Raw genomic sequence first — 22,357 nt, 5'->3', positions numbered from 1 at the left:
GAAAGGTTGAGGCGGTTAGAGGTATCAATTTTGAAGTAAAGCAAGGAGAGATCTTTGGGTTTCTTGGCCCGAACGGGGCTGGAAAAACTACGACAATTAGAATGCTCACGACCCAAGCTCGACCCACGACGGGAGAGATCCTTTTGGGAGGAAGGTCGGTCTGGGATGATCTTGCCGGAGCACGGCGACGTATAGGCGTCGTTCCTCAACACAACAATCTGGATCGAAGTCTAACGGCTCGTGAAAACTTGCTCTTCCACGCTCGGTATTTTGGCCTCCCGCTGGGCGAGAGTGCCCGCAGCACAGATGAGTGGCTACAACGGCTGCACCTCCATGCGAGAGCTGATGATCCGGTCGCCGGGTTCTCCGGGGGTATGGCTCAGCGGCTCAAGATCGCTCGAGCGCTCATGCACGATCCCGAGATTCTTTTTCTCGACGAGCCAACGACGGGGCTTGACCCACAATCTCGCACTTTGCTCTGGGAAGAGATTAAGAGGCTGAATCAAAACGGAACAACGATCTTCTTGACCACCCACTATATGGAAGAACCCGACCAACTGGCTGACCGGGTTGCCATTATCAACCATGGGGAAATCAAGGGACTCGACACTCCGGCGGGGCTTAAGAAGCTCGTGCCAGGCCAGAACGTCGTATCGCTTGAGTTGGACGAGGTAAATGACAGTCTACTCGCCGAAGCGATAGCGCTGCCTGGTGTAGCCGATCTTACGGTGGAGATGAATACCGTGAGACTCTTCATGCGAGGAGCGAGCCCGGATCTCGGCGCGATTGTCGCGTGGGTTCATAGGAGAGGTCGCACGCTAGTTGGACTCAACCTTCAACTCAGCACCCTCAATGATGCCTTTATCCATCTCACCGGGAGAGGATTGGAAGACCGATGAGCGCGTTCTTTGCCATGGTCCAGCGAGACCTGGTGGTCACTAAGCGGAACTTCTGGAATTTTGCTTACCGGGTCGCGATGCTTCCGCTCGTCTTCATCTTCGTCTTTGGTTTCGTACTCCCAAACATTGGGCAGGTCCCGGACACGTTTCCGACGCTTATGTTCGGGGGAGTCCTCGCTATGAGCGTGATGGTGGCCGGCCTGCATGGTGTAGGCATCCCTCTGATTCTTGATTTCGGAGTATCTCGGGAGATCGAGGATCGGCTACTTGCCCCAGCGGGGCCCGCAACCGTTGCCTATGCCAAGATGGTGATCGGCGTCCTCGAAGCGTGGCTGGGCGGCTTGATCGTGCTTCCACTTGCCTGGGCCATCATGGGAGCAGATCTCACAGTCAGGCTGGAGAACCTCGCCTACGCGGTGCCGGTGCTCCTCCTTGCTGGCTTGACGTCCGCATCCCTTGGACTCTTGCTTGGGACGATCTTCAAACCATCGCAGATACCCGCGATGTTTCCAGGGTTCCTCATCCCCATGGTTCTTCTCGGCCCTACCTTCTTCGCTTGGCCGAGCTTGGAGAATCTCCGCTGGGTCCAGATGCTTGTCCTAGTGAACCCTCTCGTCTACGTCAGCGAGGCGTTCCGAGCCATTCTGACTCCCGAAGTTCCGCACATGGCCCTCGGATATAGTTTGCTGGGAACGGCGGTCTCCACGATGGTGATGGCCTGGGTTGGGATTCGTCGATTCATCAGAATGGCCATCCAATAGTTTGGGTGTTTTCACGGGTCGCGTACCTCTACGTTCTTCGGCCTTGACGCCTGCGGTAGCAGATACCGCCTTCTTGTTCAACGGGGTCGGCGTTCCCGTCGCCGCCGGGCTCGTCTACCCGGTGTCAGCCTGAGGCGGGTAGGGACCGGTGGTTAGGGCCGACGGGAGCTTGCCAACACATAACTCAAGACACGGTAGTACTCCAATTTCATGGCTCGCTTCGCAGGTTGTAGATGCCGAACTCGGGTGCATGAGAGGCGAGCCACTGGGAGAAGGCGGCGCCCCGGCTGGAGCGGCGGTCGAAGTCGATGGCGAGGCCCTGCTCATGGTTCGAGGTTCCGGGGCGGGCGGTCGGCGGGCTGCCGTCGGTGTTCAGCCCTCCGCCTCCGCCGAGCGGGTCGTCCAATCCGATGATCCCGGCCATGACGAGAAGCGGCATGCCGGCCGTCATGGTCATCAACGAGATGATGCCAGCGGTTACGCCAGCGCCAATTTTTATGGCAGCCACGAGAACGGCTCCAGCCCGGGCCTTGCAGCTGGAGATCGGTGTTGGTTCCAGGTCGAGGCTGTACCACCCGCCAAGGGGATCCGACCTCGGCCCAATATCTCACGGCACCCCAGGATGGGTTGGACTTCACCAGGTACTTCTTTAATCTACGGAACTATGGAGTATGAGGCCGGGGATGTGTTCGGAGAGGTCGCCCGAACCGCCCGGGTGTTGGGCAACGGCTCGCGGCTGCAGATGCTTCAGCTGTTGGCGTAAGGTTAACGGTCGGTGTTGGACCTAGCGGGTGTCGTTGCCCTCAACGTGACCACGGCGTCTACGCACCTGCAGGCCCTCCGAGGTGTGGGTCCGGTCACGTCGCGCCGGAACGGGAACCAGGTCATCTATCGCCAGGCCGGGCCACCGTGGCGGACATTTTCGAAGCAGCGCTCGAGCTCGCTCGCTCCCGCCTCCCGCGCAGTCGAATGCGACGTGGATCCAGGCGATCTACGCACGCACCTGGGCTCCGCAACAACGGTGGGACGTCTGGCACGACCGAGCGATGCCCAACTTCCTGGCCGACCTGCGCGAGCGGCAGCGCTACGCCACGACCATGCGTCAGGCGGTCGGCATAAGGGGAGGATTCGCATCGGCGATGCTGACATCCTCGCCGAACAGCGCTCGACAGACTGCACACTGGCGTTACGAGCACCGCTATCGCAGTCGGGTTCCTCGGGGCGTACACGACGTTTTCGACCTTCGGGCACGAGACCCATCTTGATGAGGGCAGAGCGGACCGCCGAGGCCGCGGGCTATGTGGCCCTGTCCCTCCTGGCGTTCGTCCTAACCGGCCTCGGCTACCTCGCCGGTCGTGCTCTGGCCTAGGCCAGGCTGAGGCGCACACCTCCAGATGGGCGAGGCGGTTCCCTTGCCCCTCCTCACTCGAGGTAGTGGCGGTGGCGCAGGTCCGGGACGTGGGGTCGCCGTGCACGAGGCCCCCAGGGTGAGATAGATGAACCGATCACCTCGCGTCCCAACTGGTCAGAGCATCGAGCCGAGGTCTGATCCGACGGTGGGATAGGCGGCGGTCATCGACTTCAGCTGCCGGGTCGTGAGGCCGAGCTTGATGGCGAGGCTGAAGACGTTGATCAGCTCGCCGTACTCGGGGCCGAGCATGTGGGCGCCGACGATCGTGTCGTCGGCGGTGTCGACGAGGATCTTGGTGGCTGCGGTTGTCTCGCCGATCCGGTAGTTGGAGTACCAGCCGCTGGTGTCGTTGTAGCGGACGTCCACGTTGATGCCAGCTGCTGTTGCTTCGTGTTCGAGGAGGCCGACGCGAACGAGTTCGGGGATGGTGAACACCGCCGTTGGAACACCGGCGTAGTCCGGGACGGTCGTAGTTCCCTTGAGCATGTTCGATGCGGCGACCTTGCCCTCGAACACCGCCACCGGGGTTAGCGGCGCACCGGGGGTGTCGGCGGAGTCACCCGCTGCGTAGACGGCGGGGTTGGTGGTGCTCTGGAGGTGGCCTGCGACGGTCACGCCTGCGGTGTCGTGGGCGACGTTGGCCGCGTCCAGGTCGAGCGTGGACAGCTGGGGGATGCGTCCGGCGCCGTGGACAACGAGATCGGTCTCGATCTCGGCCGGGTTCCCGGCCGTGTCGAGGGTGACCCGGTAGCCCGATCCGACTGGCTCGATGCCGGTGATCGTCGTCTCGGGGCGCACCTCAATGCCCGCGTCGGAGCCTCGGGCCACCAGGAGGTCGACCAGGTCAGGGTCGAAGCCTTTGAGTGGACGGACGCCGCGGTCGATGATCACCGGCCGGGTCCCGGCCCGGGCTGCGATGTGGGCGAACTCGAACGACACGAACCCGCCGCCGACGAAGAGCACGCGGCGAGGGAGGTCGTCGAGCTCGAGGAAGGCGGTGCTGTCGATCAGGTGCTCATGGCCGGGGAAGTCCAGGGGTCGGGGTCGAGCGCCGGTGGCGATCAGGAAGTGCGCCGACTCGTAGGTCACCTCGTCGATGGCGAGGCGATGCTCGTCCTCGAACCTGGCGGTGCCGTGCAGGGTCTCGACACCGTTGCCAACTAGGCCGGCTTCCATGTTCTCGGGGACCGGATCGGTGAAGCCGCGCTTGTGCTTCATCAGGTCGGTCCAGTTGATGTTCAAACCGTTAGCGTCGATGCCCTTGCCGGCCATGAGCCGGGCGCTGTCGATGATCTCGGCGCCGCGGCGCAAAATCTTCTTCGGGTCACAGCCCCGCAGCGCACAGGTGCCCCCGTAGGGCAGCTCGTCGACGATCGCGACCTTCCACCCCTCGGAGGCACACTTGCTCGCCGCCGCGGCGCCGGCCATGCCCGCTCCGATGACGATCAGGTCGTAGGTGTCGGTCATCGCAGTGATTCCTCGGGATGCGCCGATCTGTTGCCGATGTCGCAAGTTGGGGCGTGAGGGTGCCGACGGCGGTCGAGCCACCACGCGATGGCCACGATGACGCCGAGACCGGCGACAGAAACCGCCGTCAGCCGCCCCGTCGTGGCCAATGCAAACCCGCTGACCAACCCGGCAATGAGCGCCGTCACGCCACAGCACGTGATCGCGTCGGCCAAGGCAACCGGAGCGAGGACCCGGTCACGCATCGAGGATCGCTTCGAGCTGCTCGGTGGTCGGGGACCCGGCCAGCCCGTCGAGGGTTTGGTAGACGCGGCACGCGAGGCCGAACGGCTCGTCCCCCGAAGCGAACGGGTCCTCACCGTCGACCAGGATCGTCGGCGAGCCCCGGAACCGGGCCGCCTCGGCCTCCTCGGGAGTCGTCACGAGACGCCGCTCCACCGTCAGACCACGGTCGCCTGCGACGTCGGCGAGGCGTTCAGCGGCGACCTTCCAGTTTGGGCAGTCGTCGAAGTACAGTAGTTCGATCTTCATGGCGGTCCTTCTCACACTCGGGGTCGCGATCTGCGAGCTACCATAAACCTTCCACCGCAATGGAAGGTCAAGGGGTCGAGAGAATGTTCATCGGGGAACTCGCTGCCCAGAGCGGCGTCACCGCCAAGACCATCCGCTTCTGGGAAGCGGAGGGACTCCTCGCCGACCCGGTTCGCACGCCGTCTGGCTACCGCGACTACGACCCAAACGCCCTGGACCGGCTGAGCTTCATCCGCCACGCGCAGACCGCCGGGCTGACCCTCGCTGAGATCCGACGGGTACTTGCGATCTCCGACACTGGCGAACCCGCCTGCGGACACGTCACCGATCTCATCCACCAACACCTCACCGAGGTCGACCACCGGATACGCGAGCTCAAGGACACCCGGTCTCTGCTTGACCGGCTGGCCAAGCGCGCCGCCGACCAGGACCCGGCCGACTGCGACGGCTACTGCACGATTCTCCGACCGCAGGCCTCCGACTCCTCAGCCCACCCTGAAGTGCCGGTGGGCGATACCGGGCCGGAGTAACACCGAAGCGCGTCCCAGTAGGCGGCGCGATCGGCGAGGTCGCGCTGGCGACAGCAGTGTCCCGTTGGAGCGGAACTGTCAGCGGGTCGAGGTCCCTTGCGGTCAACTCGAAGGTGCCGTGTCGCTCGAGCAGTGCTCGGCCGTTCGCTCCGGGGCCGGAGCCCATCTCAAGTACTTGGCCGCGCAACTCGGTGTCGCCGAGGGCCACGGCAGCACTACCCGGCCGGTGAAGCTTCCCCACGGTGCACTGCGACAGAACGCCCGCTCCACGCTCGACATCGCCGGCATAACCCATCTCCATAAACACGTAGGTGGCGAGGTTGAGGAACTGTTCGCTCTCCCCGCGGCGTCCGGCTCATTCCTCGGGTGAACGGATGGATCGTGCTGTAGTTGCATTAAGACGCCGACATATCCAAATGTTCGGGAAATTTGGTCACCTCATGGATGAACAGTCTGGTGGTTAGGCCGGTGAAGTTGTGGCTATCGACCAGTGCCCAGCCGGCATCAGTCAATGCTGAAGTGGCCAGCGCCATGAAGTTGTCGTCTGGTCCCACGGCCCACACTCGTTCTCTTCCCGCGAGTCCGTCAGCGAAGCGGTCAGCGTCGAGGTAGTAACCAGTGCGTTTCAGCCGGTCGTACTCGTAAGGGGTTTGTGAGAACCATGGACTGGCGGGCAGGGCCGGAGAACCAACGTCCATATATCCTCCATGGTGCCCGTAGTGCTCGGCGGCGACCCGGTAGAAGGTGTTGGGGAAAACCACGGTGTCAGAGGGTTGAACGGACGCGTCTAGAAACGCTGTCGTGGAACGCCAGTTCTGATTTTCTAGACCAGGTTGAGCCTCGAGATTTAGGGAAAAACCGAGAAACAATGATGCAATTAATGTGCTGGCTGTGAGCCATGCAAGCGTGGGTCGAAAGGTAACGACAACGGCTCCTGCCAACATCGCTGCCGCAATGAGGACAGTCACAAGGTAAGGCGGTATGAACAGCGTTTGCTTAGGCAACAAAGCCACCATCACCGCTAATTGAAGAACCACGAACCCGGGCAGGAGCAGGTCGCTTCTCGGATGGCTAATTAGGGTGTCTCCCGAGGCGCTGGGCCGAAACAGGAGCCCGGCTAGCACAAGTACACCGAAAACAAGGCCAGAACGATCGCCAATGATATTGGCGAACACCTGGGGTATATCGCTCTCGGTCAACCAGTTGAGGGTGTTAGTTGGGGCGAGGTACAGCCAGGTCGGAATCATGCCGAGAGCCAACATCACACCGGCCACCACGTGGATTCGATAGAAGCGACGATCGACCAAGACGAGATATCCGACTTGGGCAGCGATAAATAGGATAGCCAGAAGCGATGTGTAAAGGGCTAATACATCGACCACAACAAGCACTAGCCAAGGTGCTAAGGAACTCTGGCCAAGAGCACGAACAAAGCACGCCACCGTCAGCACATACAGCAATCCCAGCATGGCGAAGGGGCGCGCGGTCAGACCAATAGTGAGAAAATAAGGCGACATTCCCACCGCAAGGGCACAGATTAAGCCCGGTAATGGCCCAAACCAGCGAGTCACTAGCCGGGCAGCTATGAAGATGGTCGCGGTCGTCATAAGCAGTGATGGCAGACGCAGAGCCACCTCGCTGTGCCCAAATATCGACGTCCAAGCTTTGAGCATCAGGTAATAGGCCGACATGTTGATGTCGATGTGGGTGACCATTGAGAGCAGCGCACCGAGGGGTAGGTGGACTGTCTGCGCTGAGAAAGCTTCATCGCCCCAGAGGCTCAGACGGTTGATCAGCCACAGCCCGATGCCAAGATGAATCCCTGCGACCACAAACACGCCCCACCGAGCGGCAACGGCTCCAGGGCTGGTCATAGGTTCTTCTTACCCAGAATAGATTACGATTAATTGGCGCTAACGTTATCGACTCCACAGGCTTGGGTCCCCATGGGACACGAACCCTCGGATGGGCGAGGTAGAGCGCCACTGCGATCCTGCATCGGTAGAAGCATCCACCGCTCGATTGGGCCTCAACCGTGCACGACTTTGTCCCAGCGTAGTTTCTGTCGAGATAACCGTTGGTGCTCAACCTTGGCAAAAACAAGTTTCCAACGGGCTCAAGCCGTTGCCCCAGAGCGCGATGACCTCGTGTGCCGTGGCTTTACTGCGCAGCGTTGATCGCTCAGGCAGGGCGGTACGTCCAGTGCCACGGTTCCCTTGGCACATCCTCGACGAACCCGAAGCGATGGGCGTTGGTGCGCATCCACTGCTGCGCCGCTGGGGAGGAAGCCGACGGCACGATAGGGCTGCTGCTAGCTAACCCCCGGTCGCGCCGTCACTTGCTGATGGCTAAAAGCTCCGCCATGTCGGTCCTGGTCGCCAGCGGCGCGGTGTTGACCCTTGGAGGGTCGTATCTCGCCCCGGCAATCCTAAATGTCAACATCGGAGCGTCAAACCTGCTGGCAGTTAGCCTCCATCTGCTGTTTAACGCTGTGATATGGGGTGCGATCGCTACAGCGGTTGGCGCGGCTAGCGGGAACCGTTCCCTTGCCGTCGCGGTTTCTACCGGAGCAATGGTGGTGAGCTATTTTCTAGTTGGGCTACTGCCGTTGGTTAACTCGCTGGCCGATCTGGCCAAGGTGTTGCCGTGGTACTGGTTTGACGGCCACGACCCGCTCAACAACGGAATCAACCTCACCTATCTCACGTTGCAGGCGGGGTTGATCGTTATCTTGTTTGGTGTGGCGTGGTGGGGGATTGAAACCCGCGATCGATCTAGCTCTACTGGCACCCACAACATGATGGTTAACATCGTTGATCGGCTGCGGCGCGATGAACATGCCGCCCGACTTGTGAACCGGTTGTCGGGTAGCGCTCGTGTGGGCAGCATCTGGGCGAAAACAGCCGCCGAGGGGAAGGCGTTGGTGCTGGTTGTTGGGTTTGTAATGTTCACCCTGATGGGGTTGATGATGGGCCCCATGTACACCGCCATGGAAGACACGCTCGCTAGCCTCGCCGCCGACCTGCCCGAGAACCTGCTTGCCATATTCGGCGGCGGCGACATATCGACCCCTCAAGGCTGGTACCAAGTTGAGACCTTCAGCCTAATGGCACCAATCGCGGTCGCACTGGTGGCCTCGGCAGTAGGGGCCCGAGCTCTTGGAGGCGAGGAACATGCCCGCACCATGGGGCTCCTTCTTGCTAACCCCCTAACCCGTCGCCGGGTAGTCCTTGAAAAACTTGTGGCACTGGCCGCCCATACCACAACCGTCGGTATCATCATCTTTGCTGGTGTTGCTGGAGGCTCGCTCCTCGGACAACTCGACATGTCGATAGCCCACATTGGTGCCGCATCCTTGCAGGTCACCCTGCTTGGCCTCATGTTTGGCACTTTGGCCTTGGCTATCGGCGCAGCAACCGGAAGTGTGCATGGCGCCACCATCGGCACCATTGGGGCGTTCAGCGCCGCATATGCGATCAACTCAATCTTGGCGGTGGCTCAAAACCTGGAGGGCTGGAAATGGTTGTCACCGTTTCACTGGTACCTAGGCAACAACCCCCTCAATAATGGTCTCGACTGGGTATCAGTAAGTCTTTTTACCGGTTTTTCCACAGTATTCGTAGTAGCGGCGATCGTGTTGTTCGACCGCCGCGACCTACGACACGGCTAAAACAGTGCGTGGCATCGTTAATACGGCACACGCAGCTCAACTTCTAGCTTCCAAGCCGGTACCAACGGCGGGTGATGGCAGCCGAGGCGAGGCCAGCAATAATGAGGGATACTCCCAAGGCCAGCAACAACCCTGTATTGGAGCCAGTAACAGGCAGGCGGTCTACTTGGGTGGTGGACTCGGTGCCCTTAGCCCCAGGATCATTCTCAGCGGACTTATCAGCAACTTCAATAGCACCGTTGTCAGGGGCCACCGAGTCATCCGAGTCCCCTGAGTTGTCGGGGTCCGCTGCTGGGTCATCGGGCACCGTGGGCGGCACTAGCGGATCGTCGACGACGGTTGAAGGCGGGCTGGGCGGTGGGGGAGCACTTACCGTAATACCCGGACCACCTGGGTCGGTGATGGTGCCGTTAGCAGCCCCGTCGGAGTCGCCGCGGGCACCGTCGGTGAGGTTGAGGTTCCACACCCGGCTGTACCCAACCCCCGGTACGTCGCGTGTTTCGAGGGTGGCTCCAGTACCGGCAACTTCGTCAAAATCAAACCGGTACCAACTGGGTGCGGCTCCGGGGTTGGACGGGCCGTATTTCCAATATGAGTCACCAAGGATGGGTGATTGGCCGTCGAGTGTGAGCATGGCCACCTCGGTGCTGGCACCCGGTTCAAGGTCGCGAACCTCAAAGCCCACGGCACCGTGGGGCAAAGTGAAATCACCGGGGTGTTGACCGGGGGCAGGGTCGTCGACGGCGGCAACATTCCTCAATCGCCCGTCACTGGCTGCCAACAAAAAGAGGTCACCGCTGTCGGTAACTACCACAGCACTCTGCGGATCGCCAGCGGTGCCGACGAGGTCTTCAATGGGGTCGAAGGTACCGTCACCATCGCTATCGGGATAGACCGATCGGGCCTCGCAGTTAGACAGAGCTGAGGTACCTTTCACCGGATGGGTGTAGGTCACGGTGAACGCATCACGGTCCCCACGGTCAACTAAGGGAATCACCACATAGTCACGGCCCGCTTTAACCGGGGCAGTCACCCAAAGGGCGTAGTGCGCTTCGGGATCCGCACAACTGTCGTTGGCGAATACTTCAACGGTTCCACCGTCTGCGGGGAGGTCTGTGACTACCAACACCGTACGGTCGGTGTCCCCGCTGTAGGCACGTATGGCTGCGGTGATTCGGGGCGCCTGGGGTCCAGACCCTGTTTTGATGGGTATTCCGGTGGTGTTGTATATACGGTTGCCTTTGAGCTGCCCAATGGCGTCGGAACCAACAATGATGCCGAAGTTGCCGCTACCAACGATCACGTTGTTGTTAACGGTGGCATCGGCATCTAACGCCAACCCCGCCAGAGGGCTACCGTTGACGGTCCCACTACGGCTAATCCCAATACGGTTCGAGTCGATTGTGGTGCCGGCACCAGTGTTGAGGATCCCTCGTTTAGCGCCCAGGATGGTGTTGGTGGCCACCTTGGTGCCCTCGGATTCTTCGCCGATGATCACCCCGGTATCGCCGCCGGTGGTCGTGTTGTTTTCAACCACAGCACCGGTGGTGGGGCCCATAAGGCTAATAGCAACGCTATCGCCGTCAACCTCGTTCGAGCCGCTACTCATAGCGACTTCGACGGTGTTGCCATCGATGGTCAGATTCGAGGTCGAGGCCGCTCCCGAGGGGTTGCCTTCATCCCCGTCGTCCACAGAGGCTTCGGTACCAATACCAATGTTGGTCGTGACCAGTTCGTTGCCAGCTACCTTTGACCCGCTCGTGTTCCCAGCCAGGTTGACCGCAGCTTCCTTGGCGTGAACCACGTTGGGTTGTCCCGCCGAGCCAATGTTTACGTTGGTGGCGTCTTCAATCCGAATACCGAACGGGGATTGGAAGTTTTCTGATCCCGACGCGTTTGTACCGATGCTGTTACCCAGTACTTGGTGGCCGGATCCGCCTCGGATCACGACTCCGGAGCGTTGTTGGTTGCCGATGATGTTGCCATCGATGCGCACATTCGACGCCCCTGCCCACACAAAGATCCCGTCGACCGACTGCCCGGAGAACCGTGTGTTGCCATCAGAGCGGACCCCGATTCGGTTGTTAGTGATAACCGTACCACCGCCGGTGACCGGCCCCGGTACTTCATCATCGGGGCTCAGCCCATAGATATTCCCGTTATCGAGTTCACTCTGTGGGGAACCGGTCACAGCTATTGCTGGGCCGACATTACTGTTCACGACGTTGTTAGTCACCGTCACTCCGGGTGCGGCATCAACGCGGATGGCCTCTTTGGCACTGAATAGGAGCTGGCCTTGCCGAGAAACCCCAATCAGGTTGGAGTCGATGCTGGAACCGCCCGAGTCTTTACCGATTAGGGTGATTGCTCTGCTGCTGGTGTTGAACACGTTGTTGACGATTTGGGCGTTGGCATTGATGGCAAGGACGCCGAAGTTGGTCCCAGTCAGGCCCACTCCAGTGTCATTAACACCAAAGTTGTTGTCCGCGATTTGCCACCCAGATCCCCCTATCACCTGCAGGCAATCACCCCCGGTGCAGTGAATTATGTTGTTGGCAATACGGGTGTTTGTAGCGTCAATAGCCCCGACCGCGAAGCCCATAGATGTGATGGTCTTAGTTCCGGGGTGCCATCCGAATCGGTTGCCTTCCACCACGTGGTCGGAGCCGCCATCGATAGTAATTCCGTTGCGGTCTCCCTGAAACACCAGGCCTTTAACGGTGGAGGACGCGCCCGCAAGGCGAAGGCCATGAGCAAGTGAACCCCCGTCCAAGCTGACAAACCCGCCGGGCTGGGTGGTTCCATTCACAGTGATCGGCGATGTTAGATCGGGTAAGGCCGTTCCGGGTGTGATCTTGGGCACGCCTCCACCGGTAATATTGAAGGTGATCTCCCCGCCACCTTCGGCGTTGGCCGTCTCGATCGCGGCCCGCAACGTGCATTCCGGTTCACCTTCGACGGTAGCGCCGGTGTCACAACCGCTCACCTCAACATCGGTGGCGGAAGCGTCGCCGATTGAGTTCACCACCAAACTGGTGGGGATTACCACCTCGGTTGTGTAAGCGTCGGTTTGGTCCTGGCTATCGGTCACCACCAGGGTCACTGGGAAGGTGCCAGCCTTAGAGAAAACGTGTTCGGGGTTCTCTAAGGTTGAGGTGGCCCCGTCCTCAAAAGTCCACTGGTAGCTGAGAGGTCGCTCTTCGACGGTGGTTGAGGTGTTAGTGAAGTTCACCAGGCGAGGTGTTGTTTCTGACAACGCCCATGAGAACTCGGCTGTTGGTCCCTCGGCGAGCGTGGTAGTGGTGGTTGTGGTATTAGGATTTTCGATGTAGGTGCGGGTAGCAGCCCCAGTAAATGTCGTGCGGGGGCATATCGTCCCGTATGGCCGTGTCAGGTCCTCGGCACAATCTCGCCGTTCAGCGGTGACGCTCCATTGAACTGTCACCGAATAGCCATCGGGCGCAGGGCAAAACCAGTTGGTCGAGGTTTCACAGCGGACGTGGATGGTGCCGCCCTCGGTGTTAATGGCCGCACCAGGAGGGCCGCTTATTGTTACCTCTCGAGACAAATCGTAAAATTTCACCCAAGTGGTGGTCAGCCCATCGAACGGTTCACGTTTCGGTACTTTTATGTGAAGGACGTGGGGTCTCAGCTGTTTGCCTACCAGCAAAGCAAAGTGGTCGCCGTGGTTATCTTCGGGGTTGGGCGAGATGTGCCACCCGGAATTTTCGTAGAATATTCGGCTGTTCGGGTCGGCCGCCACCGCATCCGGTTCCGGCGGAAAAATATCGAGCAGAGCGCTGAACATGGCCACAACCGCGACCAGGGCCATGGCGAGAGTCACCCGTCGTCGACGTTTCGGTGCCGAGTGCTCATCCGTCATAGGTGTTTGAGGCATTGTTGTAACGTACTACAAGGGGCGCGAACAGAGCGCGAACGGCCAATGGGCAGGTTAGCTGTACCCGTGGTTACCCACGGTTATTTGGGTTGTTATGCGTGGCACAAAAAGAAGACGGCTTGCGTTATGTGACCCAACCCGACGGAAGTACCAACCAGTGTTGCCAAGACTGCGCTTACTACTACTGCAGCGATTGCCAGCCGCCGGTTTGTGCTCGGAGATTCCAGGAGTGCATTCACGCGTGAGCTGGTATTGAAACCGATGAACGTCAAAGCCAGTGTTCGGGGTGCTGTTGGGGACATGAGAGCGACTTTGGCGATGGTTCGAGCGACCAGGGTTCTTGAACCAACTTGTTTGGCAGCTGTCTCATCTGCCCACCGTTCGGTCATGTAACGCACTTGGCGGGCGAGGGGTACCAGCAGCGGAAACATCGCCGCTATAAGCCCGGTAAGGTGAACATAACGGTGGTGGTTCAACCGGAGGTGGGCTTGTTCGTGGGCCAAGAGAGCGGACTGTTCTTCGCAGTTGAGGGCGCGCATGAGTTTCGATCCGATGACCACACCGCCGGGTCGACCGGGAATCGCGATAGCTATTGGTTCGTCGGTGACAATTATTTTAATACCGTTAATACCAGCGAACGTAGCGTGGTGACGGTACATGGAACGGAGATACCGGTACCCACGGAAAACCGAAACTGCCAAGAAAACAGCAGCGATAGTAGCTACTTCAACCGGCACAGCATGCCCAACAGGGTGAGGTGAGGGACACCACCCGACGCGATCAACTAGGTCGTGTAGCTTGGGTAGAGCAATTGTTGCGGTCATCAGAGCCCCACAGGCAGTGGCGATACCGGTGACAACGATAATTCCCGTCATGAACCTGGTCGTGCCAGCTGGTCCCAACACCCTCGGAACCAAAATTCCACTGACGCCACCGGCTACCAGCAGTAGACCAGTGGCCAGGGCGTAGTTCACCGCTCAAGCTCTTTTAGTGCTTTGCGCAGAGCGCTTGTCTCTCGCGGGTCGAGGCCGTCTACAAAACGGCTCATAGCTGCTTGGGGGTCCGTCGCCGCTGCCAACATCGCTTGCATCTTTTTTGCCGTGTAGTCGGCTTCGGCAATGGCGGCGGTGTAGGAAAAAGCGCGCCCCTGTTTCGAGCGTACGGCCAAGCCTTTGCGCCACAGCCGGGTCAGGATTGTCATAACCGTGGTGTAGGCAAGGTTGTCGTCATCAAGCGCCTCTCGCACTTCTCGGGGGTTCATGGGTTTATCGCTTCGCCACAGGCACTCCAGAATCTCAGCTTCTAGTGACCCCATGGGGCGACGCTTCCTCACCTAGACCTCCATCGTGTGATCGCAACCAAGCTTAGCTTATTACGACGGACTGTAGAAGCAGATATGTTACGACAAGGTGTAGCATGTTCTGATCTGGTCAAGAGACGACGCGGCCAGCTGGGTTCGGAGGGTTTCGCTATGGAACATACAGGTTCTAACCATGGAGACCATGGTGGACACGGCGATCACGGTGGCCATGGTGGACACGGTGACCATGCCGAGATGTTTCGTCGGATGTTTTGGTGGAGCTTATTAATTACCGTTCCACTGGTGGTTACCAGCCGCATGGTCATGGACTGGTTCGGCTACGAACTCGACTTTGTTGGGATAGGTCTAGTCGGGCCGGTACTGGGCACATTGTTGTTTATGTGGGGCGGCTGGCCGTTCCTCTCCGGCGGAGCACAGGAAGCCAAAGACCGTCAACCCGGGATGATGCTGTTGATCGCCATGGCGATCACCGTGGCCTACATGGCCTCTATGGCCACGTCTCTAGGTTGGTTTGACCTGGACTTTTGGTGGGAGCTCGGGGCGCTCATCACCGTCATGTTGTTGGGCCATTGGCAAGAAATGAAAGCCCTCGGTGCCGCCCAAGACGCCCTAGGTGCTCTAGCCGAGCTGTTGCCCGATGAGGCGGAGCGGATTGGCCCTGACGGCACGACCGAAACCATCTCGGTAGGAGAGCTACAAGCCGGTGATGTGGTGCTGGTGCGCTCAGGCAGTCGGATTCCTGCTGATGGCAGCATTGTTGAGGGCGAAGCGGAACTAGATGAATCGATGATCACCGGCGAATCGCAGCCGGTGCCCAAATCATCTGGGGATTCGGTGGTGGCTGGTTCGGTATCAACCGACTCTGCCGTGCGGGTCAAGGTAACCGCTATTGGAGAAGACACCGCGCTTGCTGGAATTAGCCGATTGGTGGCTGAGGCCCAGGAATCAAAGTCCCGTACCCAGGCCTTAGCCGATCGGGCGGCGGCCCTGTTGTTTTATGTAGCGCTCGGCGCCGCCATCATCACCGCCATTGTGTGGGTGCTGCTCGGAGAAACTAACGAGGCGGTGGTGCGGGTAGTGACCGTGCTTGTTATCTCCTGTCCTCATGCCTTAGGTCTCGCCATTCCCCTAACCACATCCTTATCGAGCTCTATCGCCGCTAGCAACGGTATTTTGATCAAAGACCGGCTTGCGCTAGAAGCCAGCCGTAGCCTCGACGCCGTACTCTTCGACAAGACGGGCACCCTCACCAAAGGGGAACATGTTGTTGTTGCAGTAGCCGCTGCCGACGGCCATACCGACAGTGAGGTGCTGCGGCTTGCCGGTGGTGTTGAAGCCGACAGTGAACACCCACTAGCGCGGGCCATTGTCAACGCCGCTAATGATCATTCAGGTGTCGCTTCGGCAACCGAATTTCGTTCCCTAACCGGCCGAGGCGTCGAAGCCACCATCGACGGCACTATCTATGCGGTGGGCGGTCCAGCGCTACTCGCCGAACGTGACCTCGCCGTACCCAACGAAATCGCCTCCACTATCGAGGAGTGGAAAGACCGGGGATCATCGGTCCTGTATCTCTCCAACCCCGACACTGTCCTCGGGGCGGTGGCCGTCGAAGACGAGATCCGGCCCGAGGCCCGCCAAGCCGTGGAGCAACTCCACGCCACCGGACACCACGTGGTCATGATCACCGGCGACGCCCACCAAGTCGCCGACGCCGTCGCCGCCGACCTCGGTATCGACGAAGTCTTCTCCGAAGTGCTCCCCGAAGACAAAGCCGCCAAAGTAGCGGAGCTGCAGGGCCGGGGCCTGCGGGTCGCCATGGTTGGTGACGGAGTCAACGACGCCCCCGCTCTCGCCCAAGCCGACGTCGGCATCGCCATCGGGGCCGGTACCGATGTCGCTATCGAATCCGCCGGGCTGATCCTGGTCAGCGACGACCCCCGCAGTGTCACCTCCATCATTCGCCTCTCCCAAGCCGCCTACCGCAAATCACTACAAAACTTGGCCTGGGCTGCGGGCTACAACGTGCTCGCCATCCCCCTCGCCGCGGGCGCTCTGCAATGGGCTGGCATCACCATGCCCCCGGCTCTTGCGGCCATCTTGATGAGTATCTCCACCATCGTGGTCGCCTTAAACGCCCAACTTCTCCGCCGAATTGATCTCCAACCCGACCATGACGACGATCTCAGTACTGCCAGGGATCTTGAGGCGACCAAACCAACCAACCGCGAACGAAAGACGACTCGATGACTACCCCCGTCATTACTGCTGGCACCGTAGGGGCCAAGGGCCGGTTCGGTCCGCACCTACTGGCCATCCTTGCCCTGGTCCTGGGTCTGTTTCTGGCCGGGTGCAGCAGTGACAGTTCAGCGACTTCGAGCGACGGAGTAACCGAGCAAGGCGAAGCGGTCTACCAAGATGCGTGCGCGTCATGCCACGGCACTGACCTGCGCGGCACCAACGACGGGCCTCCCCTTCTGTCCCAAGTGTATGAACCGGGCCACCACCCCGATATCGCGTTTGTCTCGGCGATCAAGAACGGCTCCCCCGCGCACCACTGGGGTTTTGGTGACATGTCGCCGGTGCCGGGACTCGACGACAACGAGATTGACGCCGTGATCTCCTACATCCGCCAACAACAAGAAACCCACGGGTACGAACCCTACCCACCCCAATAACCCACCACCGGGAATCGGCCCCCGCCAATGACATGGGCGACCGAAAGGGGGAATCAGGGCTTTGTTGGGCGCCTTGACCCGTGATGAGTAGCCACCTACTATCTACTACACTGCGTAGTATTTTATGGAGAGATCAATGAACCGCTTCTACCGCCCCTTGATTGCTATTTTGGGTTCCGCACTGTCCCTGAGTCTCGTCCTTACCGCCTGCGGTGATGACGATTCCTCAGCCAGGGACCAACCCGTGGGGGCCATGTCCGAAAACATGGATAGTGACGACATGGAGCACGACCACAGCGAGTCGAGCCCAGTAGTAGACGGGGCCCGGCGGGTCGAGGTGAACGCCACCTCATTCGTATTCGACCCCGACGAGATCACCGTCAACGTTGGTGAAGACGTCGCCATCGTGTTGAGCTCCGACGATCTGCTCCATGACTTCACCATTGATGAGATCAACGTGCACGTCGCCGCCGATCGAGGCGAGATCGCTGAAGGCGGCCTTCGGGCCGAGGCCCCGGGTGAGTACACCTTCTACTGCACCGTTGCTGGTCACCGGGAAGCGGGTATGGAAGGAACCCTGATCGTAGAAGCACCAGAGTAGTCGTTTAGTTCCCTCGGACATCCGAACTACTCAGTGTCTACTTTCGAAGTGGCCCGGACCTCCTTGCCCTCGTCTCCGGCGTGCCCCATATGCTGAATCATCATGGCTGCGCAGACGCCGGCCGCTATGAGGCCAAGGGTTAAGGCGCTGGCCCAGCCGAACGTAACGCCAATTATCGAGGTCATCACCACGATGAGGCCCATGGGCACGATGCAACACAGTGCTATCGCTGCGATCATCTTCCGGTTCACAGTAATCACCAATCTCTGAGCGAGGTACACCTGAAGCATCGATACGAAGTGTAATTAAGCCGAAACGACATACGACAACTTGTAGTTGATCGTAGTGGGTCATCACCTAAACGGGTACCAGTAATGAGTGTCTTTGGAGTTGGGCGTGTACGGTCAACCGACAAGAGCCGCGAGGGATCTCGACAGCCACTGGGTCCTACCGGCAGGAATCGGGCTGCTGCGACGGCTTTCCGGGCGTTGGACGCGATTGACTTGTGAGGGTCATCAGTGATCCCTTGGAGATGGGGCTTGAGCCATCTCCGCAGTTCATCGTCATCATCGACCCAAGCGCCGAGGACGTTCATCGAATTGTTAAGCACGATCTAATCATCATTGGATGATCTCAACGGTCCATGCCTGCGCCTCCTCGCTCAGCAGCGAGCCGGTCCATGAAATCCATCAATAGTTTTGGGGTCCGATCCAGCGAATCGCCATGCGGGCCCGATGGCTCATGGTTTCTTGCCGAACTCGGCGGCGGGTCGTATCAAGGACCCGGACAGCTACCCGCACAAGGGTCTGACTAGCGTTGTTCGGCCGCCAGTCTTGGATCAGCTACAAAATCCCCAATTGTCACTATCAACATGACAACAAAGCCGACGGCCGCCGCGATAGCTGCGTATAGAGCGATTGTGGAAACCACGGACCAACCCCAGGCGTAAAGCAGTAGCCCACGAAGCGTTTCACCTCGAAAAAGGGCTTCGACTTGACCAGCTAACTTCTGGTGGTCCCGTAACCGTCTGCCGTATGGATCTGGAGCTCCAACTCGGTCTCCGAGCGAGCCATCGCGAGCCGATCGGCAAGACCTCACCCCTGTCGAAGGCCATCCACCGGCCCGCACACCATCGCCTGGCCAGGCAGCTCGACCCCGACATCCTGGGCGTCGTCGTGTACGTCCTGCCGCTAGCTAACGGAGCGCTCGGGAAGCTGCCCGACTCGATTCGACCAGGTCACAGTCGATTCGCGTCCTGACCCAGCGTGCCCTGCGCCGCTGTCGATCAGGCTGGAGCGCGCACGGACTCGGGTCGGAACCCGTCCACAGCCGCGCCCCATGCGAGCGAGCCGGCGACGAAGATACCGCCATATGCGGCCAGGATCCGACCGAAGTTGGCGTCGTCCTGCAAGGTGGCGACGAACCCGTAGGTGCCGAGCGCCGCCACACCAGCACCGATCCAGGCGACGCCGCGGTCTTCGCGGATGCCCTGCCAGATCAGCCATGCGCCCCCAATCTCGGCAAGCGCAGCGAGGGCGAACAGGGCGAGGGAACGAGCGACGGGCACGGCTCAACCTTAGGAACGGAGAACCGGTGATGTCCTTTTGCGAGCACGGTCGGCAGCTAACCTGGCCCGGCTGTAAGATCTTAATACGCTGATGTCATCAGTGGACTATGATGATCAAATGAAGACGATGGCTGTCGAGACAAGTGAGGTGGAGGTGGTAGCCCGCCTCTTCCATGGGCTCAGTGATCCCACTCGCCTGTCAATCCTGTTGGCTCTGCTCGATGGTGAGCTCCCGGTGCGCTCGATCGTGGACGTCGTGGGCACGTCCCAGCCCAACGTGTCGAACCACCTTGCTTGTCTGAAGGGCTGCGGGCTGGTGGTCGATCGACCGGGGGAGCGCCGACAGGTCTTCTATTCCATCGCGCAGCCCGAGGTCGTCGAGCTGATTCGGGCGTCTGAGCGCCTACTCGCTGAGAACGGACAGCGGGTGAGTCTGTGCGACGCCCCGATGATGGGTGACCGGTAATGGCCGACGCCTGTTGTGCGGGCCCGCCGTCGTCGGTGTCTGAGGAGGATGGTGCGCTGGCGGTGCAGTGGCGGACGCCAGCTGCGCTCATCGCTGCGCTGGCCTGGCTGGTCGGTGTCATCGCCGGTCTGAACGATCTCGAAGCTTTGGCTGATGGCGCCTTCATCGCGGCTCTCGTGGTAGGCGGCGCCACGTTCGTCCCTGCCGCTCTCGCTGCCCTCGCTCGACGGCGCCTCGGTGTTGGCTTGTTGATGACGGTTGCCGCCATTGGAGCGACTGCGCTCGGCCAGCTCGGTGAAGCCGCCGCCCTGGCGTTCTTGTTCTCGATCTCTGAGGCGCTCGAGGAGTGGGCGGTGGCCAAGTCACGACGGGGACTGCGCGCCGTACTCGCGTTGGTGCCCGACACCGCCACCGTCCGACATGGGCACGACACGGCACAGGTACCGGTGGGCGAGATCGTTTCGGGGGATGTGCTCGTCCTGCGAACGGGGGACCGCCTCCCGACCGACGGCCGGGTGGTGGAGGGCAGCTCCTCTCTCGACGTTTCGGCGGTCACCGGGGAGGCGATCCCTGTCGAGGTGGACATCGGCGATGATGTGCTCGCGGGCAGCGTTAATGGCGGCGGCCTGCTTGTCGTGTCGGCGACGGCACCCGTCGCTGACAGCACCCTGTCGCGCATCGTTCGTGCCGTCGAGGAGGCCCAGGACCGCAAGGGGAACGCACAACGCCTGGCAGATCGGATCGCTGCGCCGCTCGTCCCCGCCATCATCGGCATCGCGGCCGCGGTCGCGATGATCGGCGCGCTGGTGGGTGATCCGGGATTGTGGTTCGAACGTTCACTCGTCGTGCTGGTGGCGGCGTCGCCGTGCGCGTTCGCCATCGCGGTGCCAGTCACCGTGTTCGCTTCAGTGGGCTCCGCCACCAGGGCCGGACTCGTCATCAAAGGCGGCGCCGCCCTCGAAGCGTTGGCGGCCGTGCAGGTCGTCGCGCTCGACAAGACCGGCACCCTGACCCGGAACCAACCAGTCGTCATCGAGACGGTCACCGCCGCCGGATCCAGCCCCGACGACGTCCTCGGGGCTGCGGCCGCTCTTGAAGCGCAGAGCAACCACCCGCTGGCCGCCGCCATCACCACCGCGGCACGAGACGCCAGCGTCACGGTGCCACCGGTATGGGATGTCGTGACAATCGTCGGCCACGGCCTCGAGGGCACGGTCAACGGGGAGCGGGTGCGGGTTGGCAAGCCTGGCTACATTGCTGCGACGACGCTCATCGACGATGTGGCTCGGCTCCAAGCCGCAGGAGCGACTGTCGTGCTCGTTGAAGCTGAGGGCGAGACCATCGGAGCGCTCGCGGTACGCGACGAGCTCCGCCCCGAAGCCACCGCCGTGGTCGCATCACTGCGATCGGCGGGCATGGCCTTGGCGATGCTCACCGGCGACAACGAGACGACCGCATCGGCCATCGCCCGAGAGGCACAGATCGATGACGTCGCTGCCGGTCTCCTCCCGCAAGGCAAGGTCGAACAGATCACGAGGCTCAGCGAACACGGCCCGGTCGCGATGGTCGGAGACGGCATCAACGACGCTCCGGCCCTGGCGTCGGCTGCCGTCGGCATAGCGATGGGTGCCGCAGGGACCGACGTAGCGATCGAAGCCGCCGACGTCGCGATCATGGGCGACAACCTCGGCCACCTGCCGCCGCTGTTCGAACACGCCCGGCGCACCCGGACGATCATGGTGCAGAACCTCGTGTTGTCCGGCTCGATCATCGCCATCCTCATTCCCGTCGCCGCGCTGGGATGGCTCGGGCTCGGAGCGGTGGTCGCCCTCCATGAGGTGGCCGAGATCGCCGTCATTGCCAATGGCCTGCGCGCCCGCCGCCCTGTCGCCGCCCCAACCGCAGGCGAACACCCGGCTTACAGACCCACGATGGAGCATGCCAATGCCTGAACGACCCCGCCGCGCCGACGCTGCGACCCGTACGTGGGTACAGGCCGAGCTCGCGTCTGTTCGAACCTCCACCGATCCGTGGATCGCTCTCGAACGGGCCCACATCGTGTCCCAGCCCTACGCCGTGCTCCACACCCGCGTGCACCTGGCCATGCTCCGTCGAGCTATCGCCGACCGGAACCGACAAGAGACGCTCGGACAAGTGCTCCGCATCGTCTTCGCTGGTCCCGGCTCGCTCACCGGCCGATACCCCCGAGGGAACATCGGCACGACCGCCATGGGACTACGCGAGACCACCGATGTCCCGCCGGACCTGGCCCAGCTGGGGCGCTAGCGCCCAACGTCACCCACCGAAGGACACCCGGAGGTCCGAATGGAAATTTTGTGCGCTGAATGCGGATGCCTCGTGAAGCGAGGCGTAATCACCCGACCATGCCGGACCTACCCGGACTGCTGCTGCCGGGACCTCAAGCTACGCGCTGGCGACCCTTCGAGGTAGCCAATGCGGCCGCGATCCCGCCAACCTTGACGTCGTTTGCTCCGGATGGCGATCTGCCTGTACTGCCCGAGCGCCGGCGTCCCGACCGTCGTCGCCGGCCTTTCTG

22 protein-coding genes are annotated in these 22,357 nt (G+C 61.0%); 14 read left to right on the top strand and 8 right to left on the bottom strand.

Annotated features, from left to right (window positions below; all coding sequences use genetic code 11):
• Positions 1-23 precede the first annotated feature (23 nt).
• The 4 genes from WC184_02195 to WC184_02180 all read left to right on the top strand — a co-directional run bounded on the left by WC184_02195 (position 24) and on the right by WC184_02180 (position 3,029).
• The gene (locus tag WC184_02195) at positions 24-899 is read left to right on the top strand and encodes an ATP-binding cassette domain-containing protein (protein ID MFA7476691.1); all 876 of its coding nucleotides are present in this window, start codon (positions 24-26) and stop codon (positions 897-899) included.
• Complete coding sequence (locus tag WC184_02190; protein MFA7476690.1) at positions 896-1,660, top strand: ABC transporter permease; 765 nt, start codon at positions 896-898, stop codon at positions 1,658-1,660. Before WC184_02195 ends, WC184_02190 begins: the two co-directional genes overlap by 4 nt.
• A gap of 250 nt (positions 1,661-1,910) precedes the next feature.
• Positions 1,911-2,423, top strand: coding sequence for a hypothetical protein (locus tag WC184_02185; protein ID MFA7476689.1), 513 nt, complete (start codon positions 1,911-1,913; stop codon positions 2,421-2,423).
• A gap of 213 nt (positions 2,424-2,636) precedes the next feature.
• Entirely contained in the window at positions 2,637-3,029 is a 393-nt protein-coding gene (locus tag WC184_02180) for a hypothetical protein (protein ID MFA7476688.1), read from the top strand.
• Between the two features lie 156 nt (positions 3,030-3,185).
• Here the strand turns inward: WC184_02180 and WC184_02175 are convergent, their stop codons facing one another.
• Together WC184_02175 and WC184_02170 are read right to left on the bottom strand one after the other, a co-directional pair.
• Positions 3,186-4,538 carry an NAD(P)/FAD-dependent oxidoreductase gene (locus tag WC184_02175; GenBank protein ID MFA7476687.1) on the bottom strand — a complete coding sequence of 451 codons (1,353 nt, stop codon included), beginning with the start codon at positions 4,536-4,538 and terminating at the stop codon, positions 3,186-3,188.
• Positions 4,539-4,775: 237 nt separating this feature from the next.
• Positions 4,776-5,069 carry a thioredoxin family protein gene (locus tag WC184_02170; protein ID MFA7476686.1) on the bottom strand — a complete coding sequence of 98 codons (294 nt, stop codon included), beginning with the start codon at positions 5,067-5,069 and terminating at the stop codon, positions 4,776-4,778.
• An 83-nt stretch (positions 5,070-5,152) separates the two neighbouring features.
• On the opposite strand from WC184_02170, the gene WC184_02165 reads away from it, so the two are divergent.
• Positions 5,153-5,599, top strand: coding sequence for a heavy metal-responsive transcriptional regulator (locus WC184_02165; protein ID MFA7476685.1), 447 nt, complete (start codon positions 5,153-5,155; stop codon positions 5,597-5,599).
• A gap of 395 nt (positions 5,600-5,994) precedes the next feature.
• Here WC184_02165 and WC184_02160 read toward each other — a convergent pair whose 3' ends face one another.
• Positions 5,995-7,473 (bottom strand): glycosyltransferase family 39 protein, encoded by a 1,479-nt coding sequence (locus WC184_02160; protein MFA7476684.1) that lies wholly within the window; start codon positions 7,471-7,473, stop codon positions 5,995-5,997.
• 91 nt (positions 7,474-7,564) lie between these two features.
• Here WC184_02160 and WC184_02155 point away from each other — a divergent pair, with 91 nt between their 5' ends.
• A complete protein-coding gene (locus WC184_02155; protein ID MFA7476683.1) occupies positions 7,565-7,918 on the top strand; it encodes a hypothetical protein in 354 nt (117 codons plus the stop codon).
• On the top strand, positions 7,854-9,269 hold the full coding sequence (locus WC184_02150; protein ID MFA7476682.1) for an ABC transporter permease subunit: 1,416 nt from the start codon (positions 7,854-7,856) through the stop codon (positions 9,267-9,269). The genes WC184_02155 and WC184_02150 overlap by 65 nt, the downstream gene beginning before the upstream one ends.
• Positions 9,270-9,312: 43 nt before the next feature.
• Here WC184_02150 and WC184_02145 read toward each other — a convergent pair whose 3' ends face one another.
• The 3 genes from WC184_02145 to WC184_02135 form a co-directional block, all read right to left on the bottom strand.
• Positions 9,313-13,167 carry a right-handed parallel beta-helix repeat-containing protein gene (locus tag WC184_02145; protein ID MFA7476681.1) on the bottom strand — a complete coding sequence of 1,285 codons (3,855 nt, stop codon included), beginning with the start codon at positions 13,165-13,167 and terminating at the stop codon, positions 9,313-9,315.
• Positions 13,168-13,259: 92 nt separating this feature from the next.
• Positions 13,260-14,141, bottom strand: coding sequence for a M56 family metallopeptidase (locus tag WC184_02140; GenBank protein ID MFA7476680.1), 882 nt, complete (start codon positions 14,139-14,141; stop codon positions 13,260-13,262).
• The gene (locus tag WC184_02135) at positions 14,138-14,500 is read right to left on the bottom strand and encodes a BlaI/MecI/CopY family transcriptional regulator (protein MFA7476679.1); all 363 of its coding nucleotides are present in this window, start codon (positions 14,498-14,500) and stop codon (positions 14,138-14,140) included. Before WC184_02135 ends, WC184_02140 begins: the two co-directional genes overlap by 4 nt.
• Positions 14,501-14,638: 138 nt before the next feature.
• Between WC184_02135 and WC184_02130 the strand changes: the two genes are divergently transcribed.
• The 3 genes from WC184_02130 to WC184_02120 all read left to right on the top strand — a co-directional run bounded on the left by WC184_02130 (position 14,639) and on the right by WC184_02120 (position 17,767).
• Complete coding sequence (locus WC184_02130) at positions 14,639-16,738, top strand: heavy metal translocating P-type ATPase (protein ID MFA7476678.1); 2,100 nt, start codon at positions 14,639-14,641, stop codon at positions 16,736-16,738.
• The gene (locus WC184_02125; GenBank protein ID MFA7476677.1) at positions 16,735-17,166 is read left to right on the top strand and encodes a cytochrome c; all 432 of its coding nucleotides are present in this window, start codon (positions 16,735-16,737) and stop codon (positions 17,164-17,166) included. The genes WC184_02130 and WC184_02125 overlap by 4 nt, the downstream gene beginning before the upstream one ends.
• Before the next feature lie 136 nt (positions 17,167-17,302).
• Positions 17,303-17,767 carry a cupredoxin domain-containing protein gene (locus WC184_02120; GenBank protein MFA7476676.1) on the top strand — a complete coding sequence of 155 codons (465 nt, stop codon included), beginning with the start codon at positions 17,303-17,305 and terminating at the stop codon, positions 17,765-17,767.
• Positions 17,768-17,793: 26 nt separating this feature from the next.
• On the opposite strand, the gene WC184_02115 is transcribed toward WC184_02120, so the two are convergent.
• Positions 17,794-18,006, bottom strand: coding sequence for a hypothetical protein (locus tag WC184_02115; protein ID MFA7476675.1), 213 nt, complete (start codon positions 18,004-18,006; stop codon positions 17,794-17,796).
• Positions 18,007-18,684: 678 nt separating this feature from the next.
• On the opposite strand from WC184_02115, the gene WC184_02110 reads away from it, so the two are divergent.
• Positions 18,685-19,026 carry a hypothetical protein gene (locus WC184_02110; GenBank protein ID MFA7476674.1) on the top strand — a complete coding sequence of 114 codons (342 nt, stop codon included), beginning with the start codon at positions 18,685-18,687 and terminating at the stop codon, positions 19,024-19,026.
• Between the two features lie 26 nt (positions 19,027-19,052).
• On the opposite strand, the gene WC184_02105 is transcribed toward WC184_02110, so the two are convergent.
• Positions 19,053-19,334 (bottom strand): YnfA family protein, encoded by a 282-nt coding sequence (locus WC184_02105; GenBank protein ID MFA7476673.1) that lies wholly within the window; start codon positions 19,332-19,334, stop codon positions 19,053-19,055.
• 118 nt (positions 19,335-19,452) lie between these two features.
• On the opposite strand from WC184_02105, the gene WC184_02100 reads away from it, so the two are divergent.
• Genes WC184_02100 through WC184_02090 form a run of 3 tightly spaced genes read left to right on the top strand, consistent with a single transcriptional unit; the run spans position 19,453 to position 22,086 of the window.
• On the top strand, positions 19,453-19,800 hold the full coding sequence (locus WC184_02100; protein MFA7476672.1) for a metalloregulator ArsR/SmtB family transcription factor: 348 nt from the start codon (positions 19,453-19,455) through the stop codon (positions 19,798-19,800).
• Complete coding sequence (locus WC184_02095; protein MFA7476671.1) at positions 19,800-21,752, top strand: cation-translocating P-type ATPase; 1,953 nt, start codon at positions 19,800-19,802, stop codon at positions 21,750-21,752. The genes WC184_02100 and WC184_02095 overlap by 1 nt, the downstream gene beginning before the upstream one ends.
• On the top strand, positions 21,634-22,086 hold the full coding sequence (locus WC184_02090) for a DUF3703 domain-containing protein (GenBank protein ID MFA7476670.1): 453 nt from the start codon (positions 21,634-21,636) through the stop codon (positions 22,084-22,086). The genes WC184_02095 and WC184_02090 overlap by 119 nt, the downstream gene beginning before the upstream one ends.
• Positions 22,087-22,357 lie beyond the last annotated feature (271 nt).

It is taken from the genome of Acidimicrobiia bacterium (assembly GCA_041676705.1).
Classification (GTDB): domain Bacteria; phylum Actinomycetota; class Acidimicrobiia; order Acidimicrobiales; family SKKL01; genus Actinomarinicola.
Note: the sequence above shows the minus strand (reverse complement) of the source record. Positions and strands in the feature narration are given on the sequence as shown.

Coding starts and splice junctions, on each gene's coding strand:
- WC184_02190 (MFA7476690.1), top strand. CDS start 896: ATGAGCGCGTTCTTTGCCATGGTCCAGCGAGACCTGGTGGTCACTAAG.
- WC184_02185 (MFA7476689.1), top strand. CDS start 1,911: ATGAGAGGCGAGCCACTGGGAGAAGGCGGCGCCCCGGCTGGAGCGGCG.
- WC184_02175 (MFA7476687.1), bottom strand. CDS start 4,538: ATGACCGACACCTACGACCTGATCGTCATCGGAGCGGGCATGGCCGGC.
- WC184_02170 (MFA7476686.1), bottom strand. CDS start 5,069: ATGAAGATCGAACTACTGTACTTCGACGACTGCCCAAACTGGAAGGTC.
- WC184_02165 (MFA7476685.1), top strand. CDS start 5,153: ATGTTCATCGGGGAACTCGCTGCCCAGAGCGGCGTCACCGCCAAGACC.
- WC184_02160 (MFA7476684.1), bottom strand. CDS start 7,473: ATGACCAGCCCTGGAGCCGTTGCCGCTCGGTGGGGCGTGTTTGTGGTC.
- WC184_02155 (MFA7476683.1), top strand. CDS start 7,565: ATGGGCGAGGTAGAGCGCCACTGCGATCCTGCATCGGTAGAAGCATCC.
- WC184_02145 (MFA7476681.1), bottom strand. CDS start 13,167: ATGCCTCAAACACCTATGACGGATGAGCACTCGGCACCGAAACGTCGA.
- WC184_02130 (MFA7476678.1), top strand. CDS start 14,639: ATGGAACATACAGGTTCTAACCATGGAGACCATGGTGGACACGGCGAT.
- WC184_02125 (MFA7476677.1), top strand. CDS start 16,735: ATGACTACCCCCGTCATTACTGCTGGCACCGTAGGGGCCAAGGGCCGG.
- WC184_02120 (MFA7476676.1), top strand. CDS start 17,303: ATGAACCGCTTCTACCGCCCCTTGATTGCTATTTTGGGTTCCGCACTG.
- WC184_02115 (MFA7476675.1), bottom strand. CDS start 18,006: ATGATCGCAGCGATAGCACTGTGTTGCATCGTGCCCATGGGCCTCATC.
- WC184_02100 (MFA7476672.1), top strand. CDS start 19,453: ATGAAGACGATGGCTGTCGAGACAAGTGAGGTGGAGGTGGTAGCCCGC.
- WC184_02095 (MFA7476671.1), top strand. CDS start 19,800: ATGGCCGACGCCTGTTGTGCGGGCCCGCCGTCGTCGGTGTCTGAGGAG.
- WC184_02090 (MFA7476670.1), top strand. CDS start 21,634: ATGAGGTGGCCGAGATCGCCGTCATTGCCAATGGCCTGCGCGCCCGCC.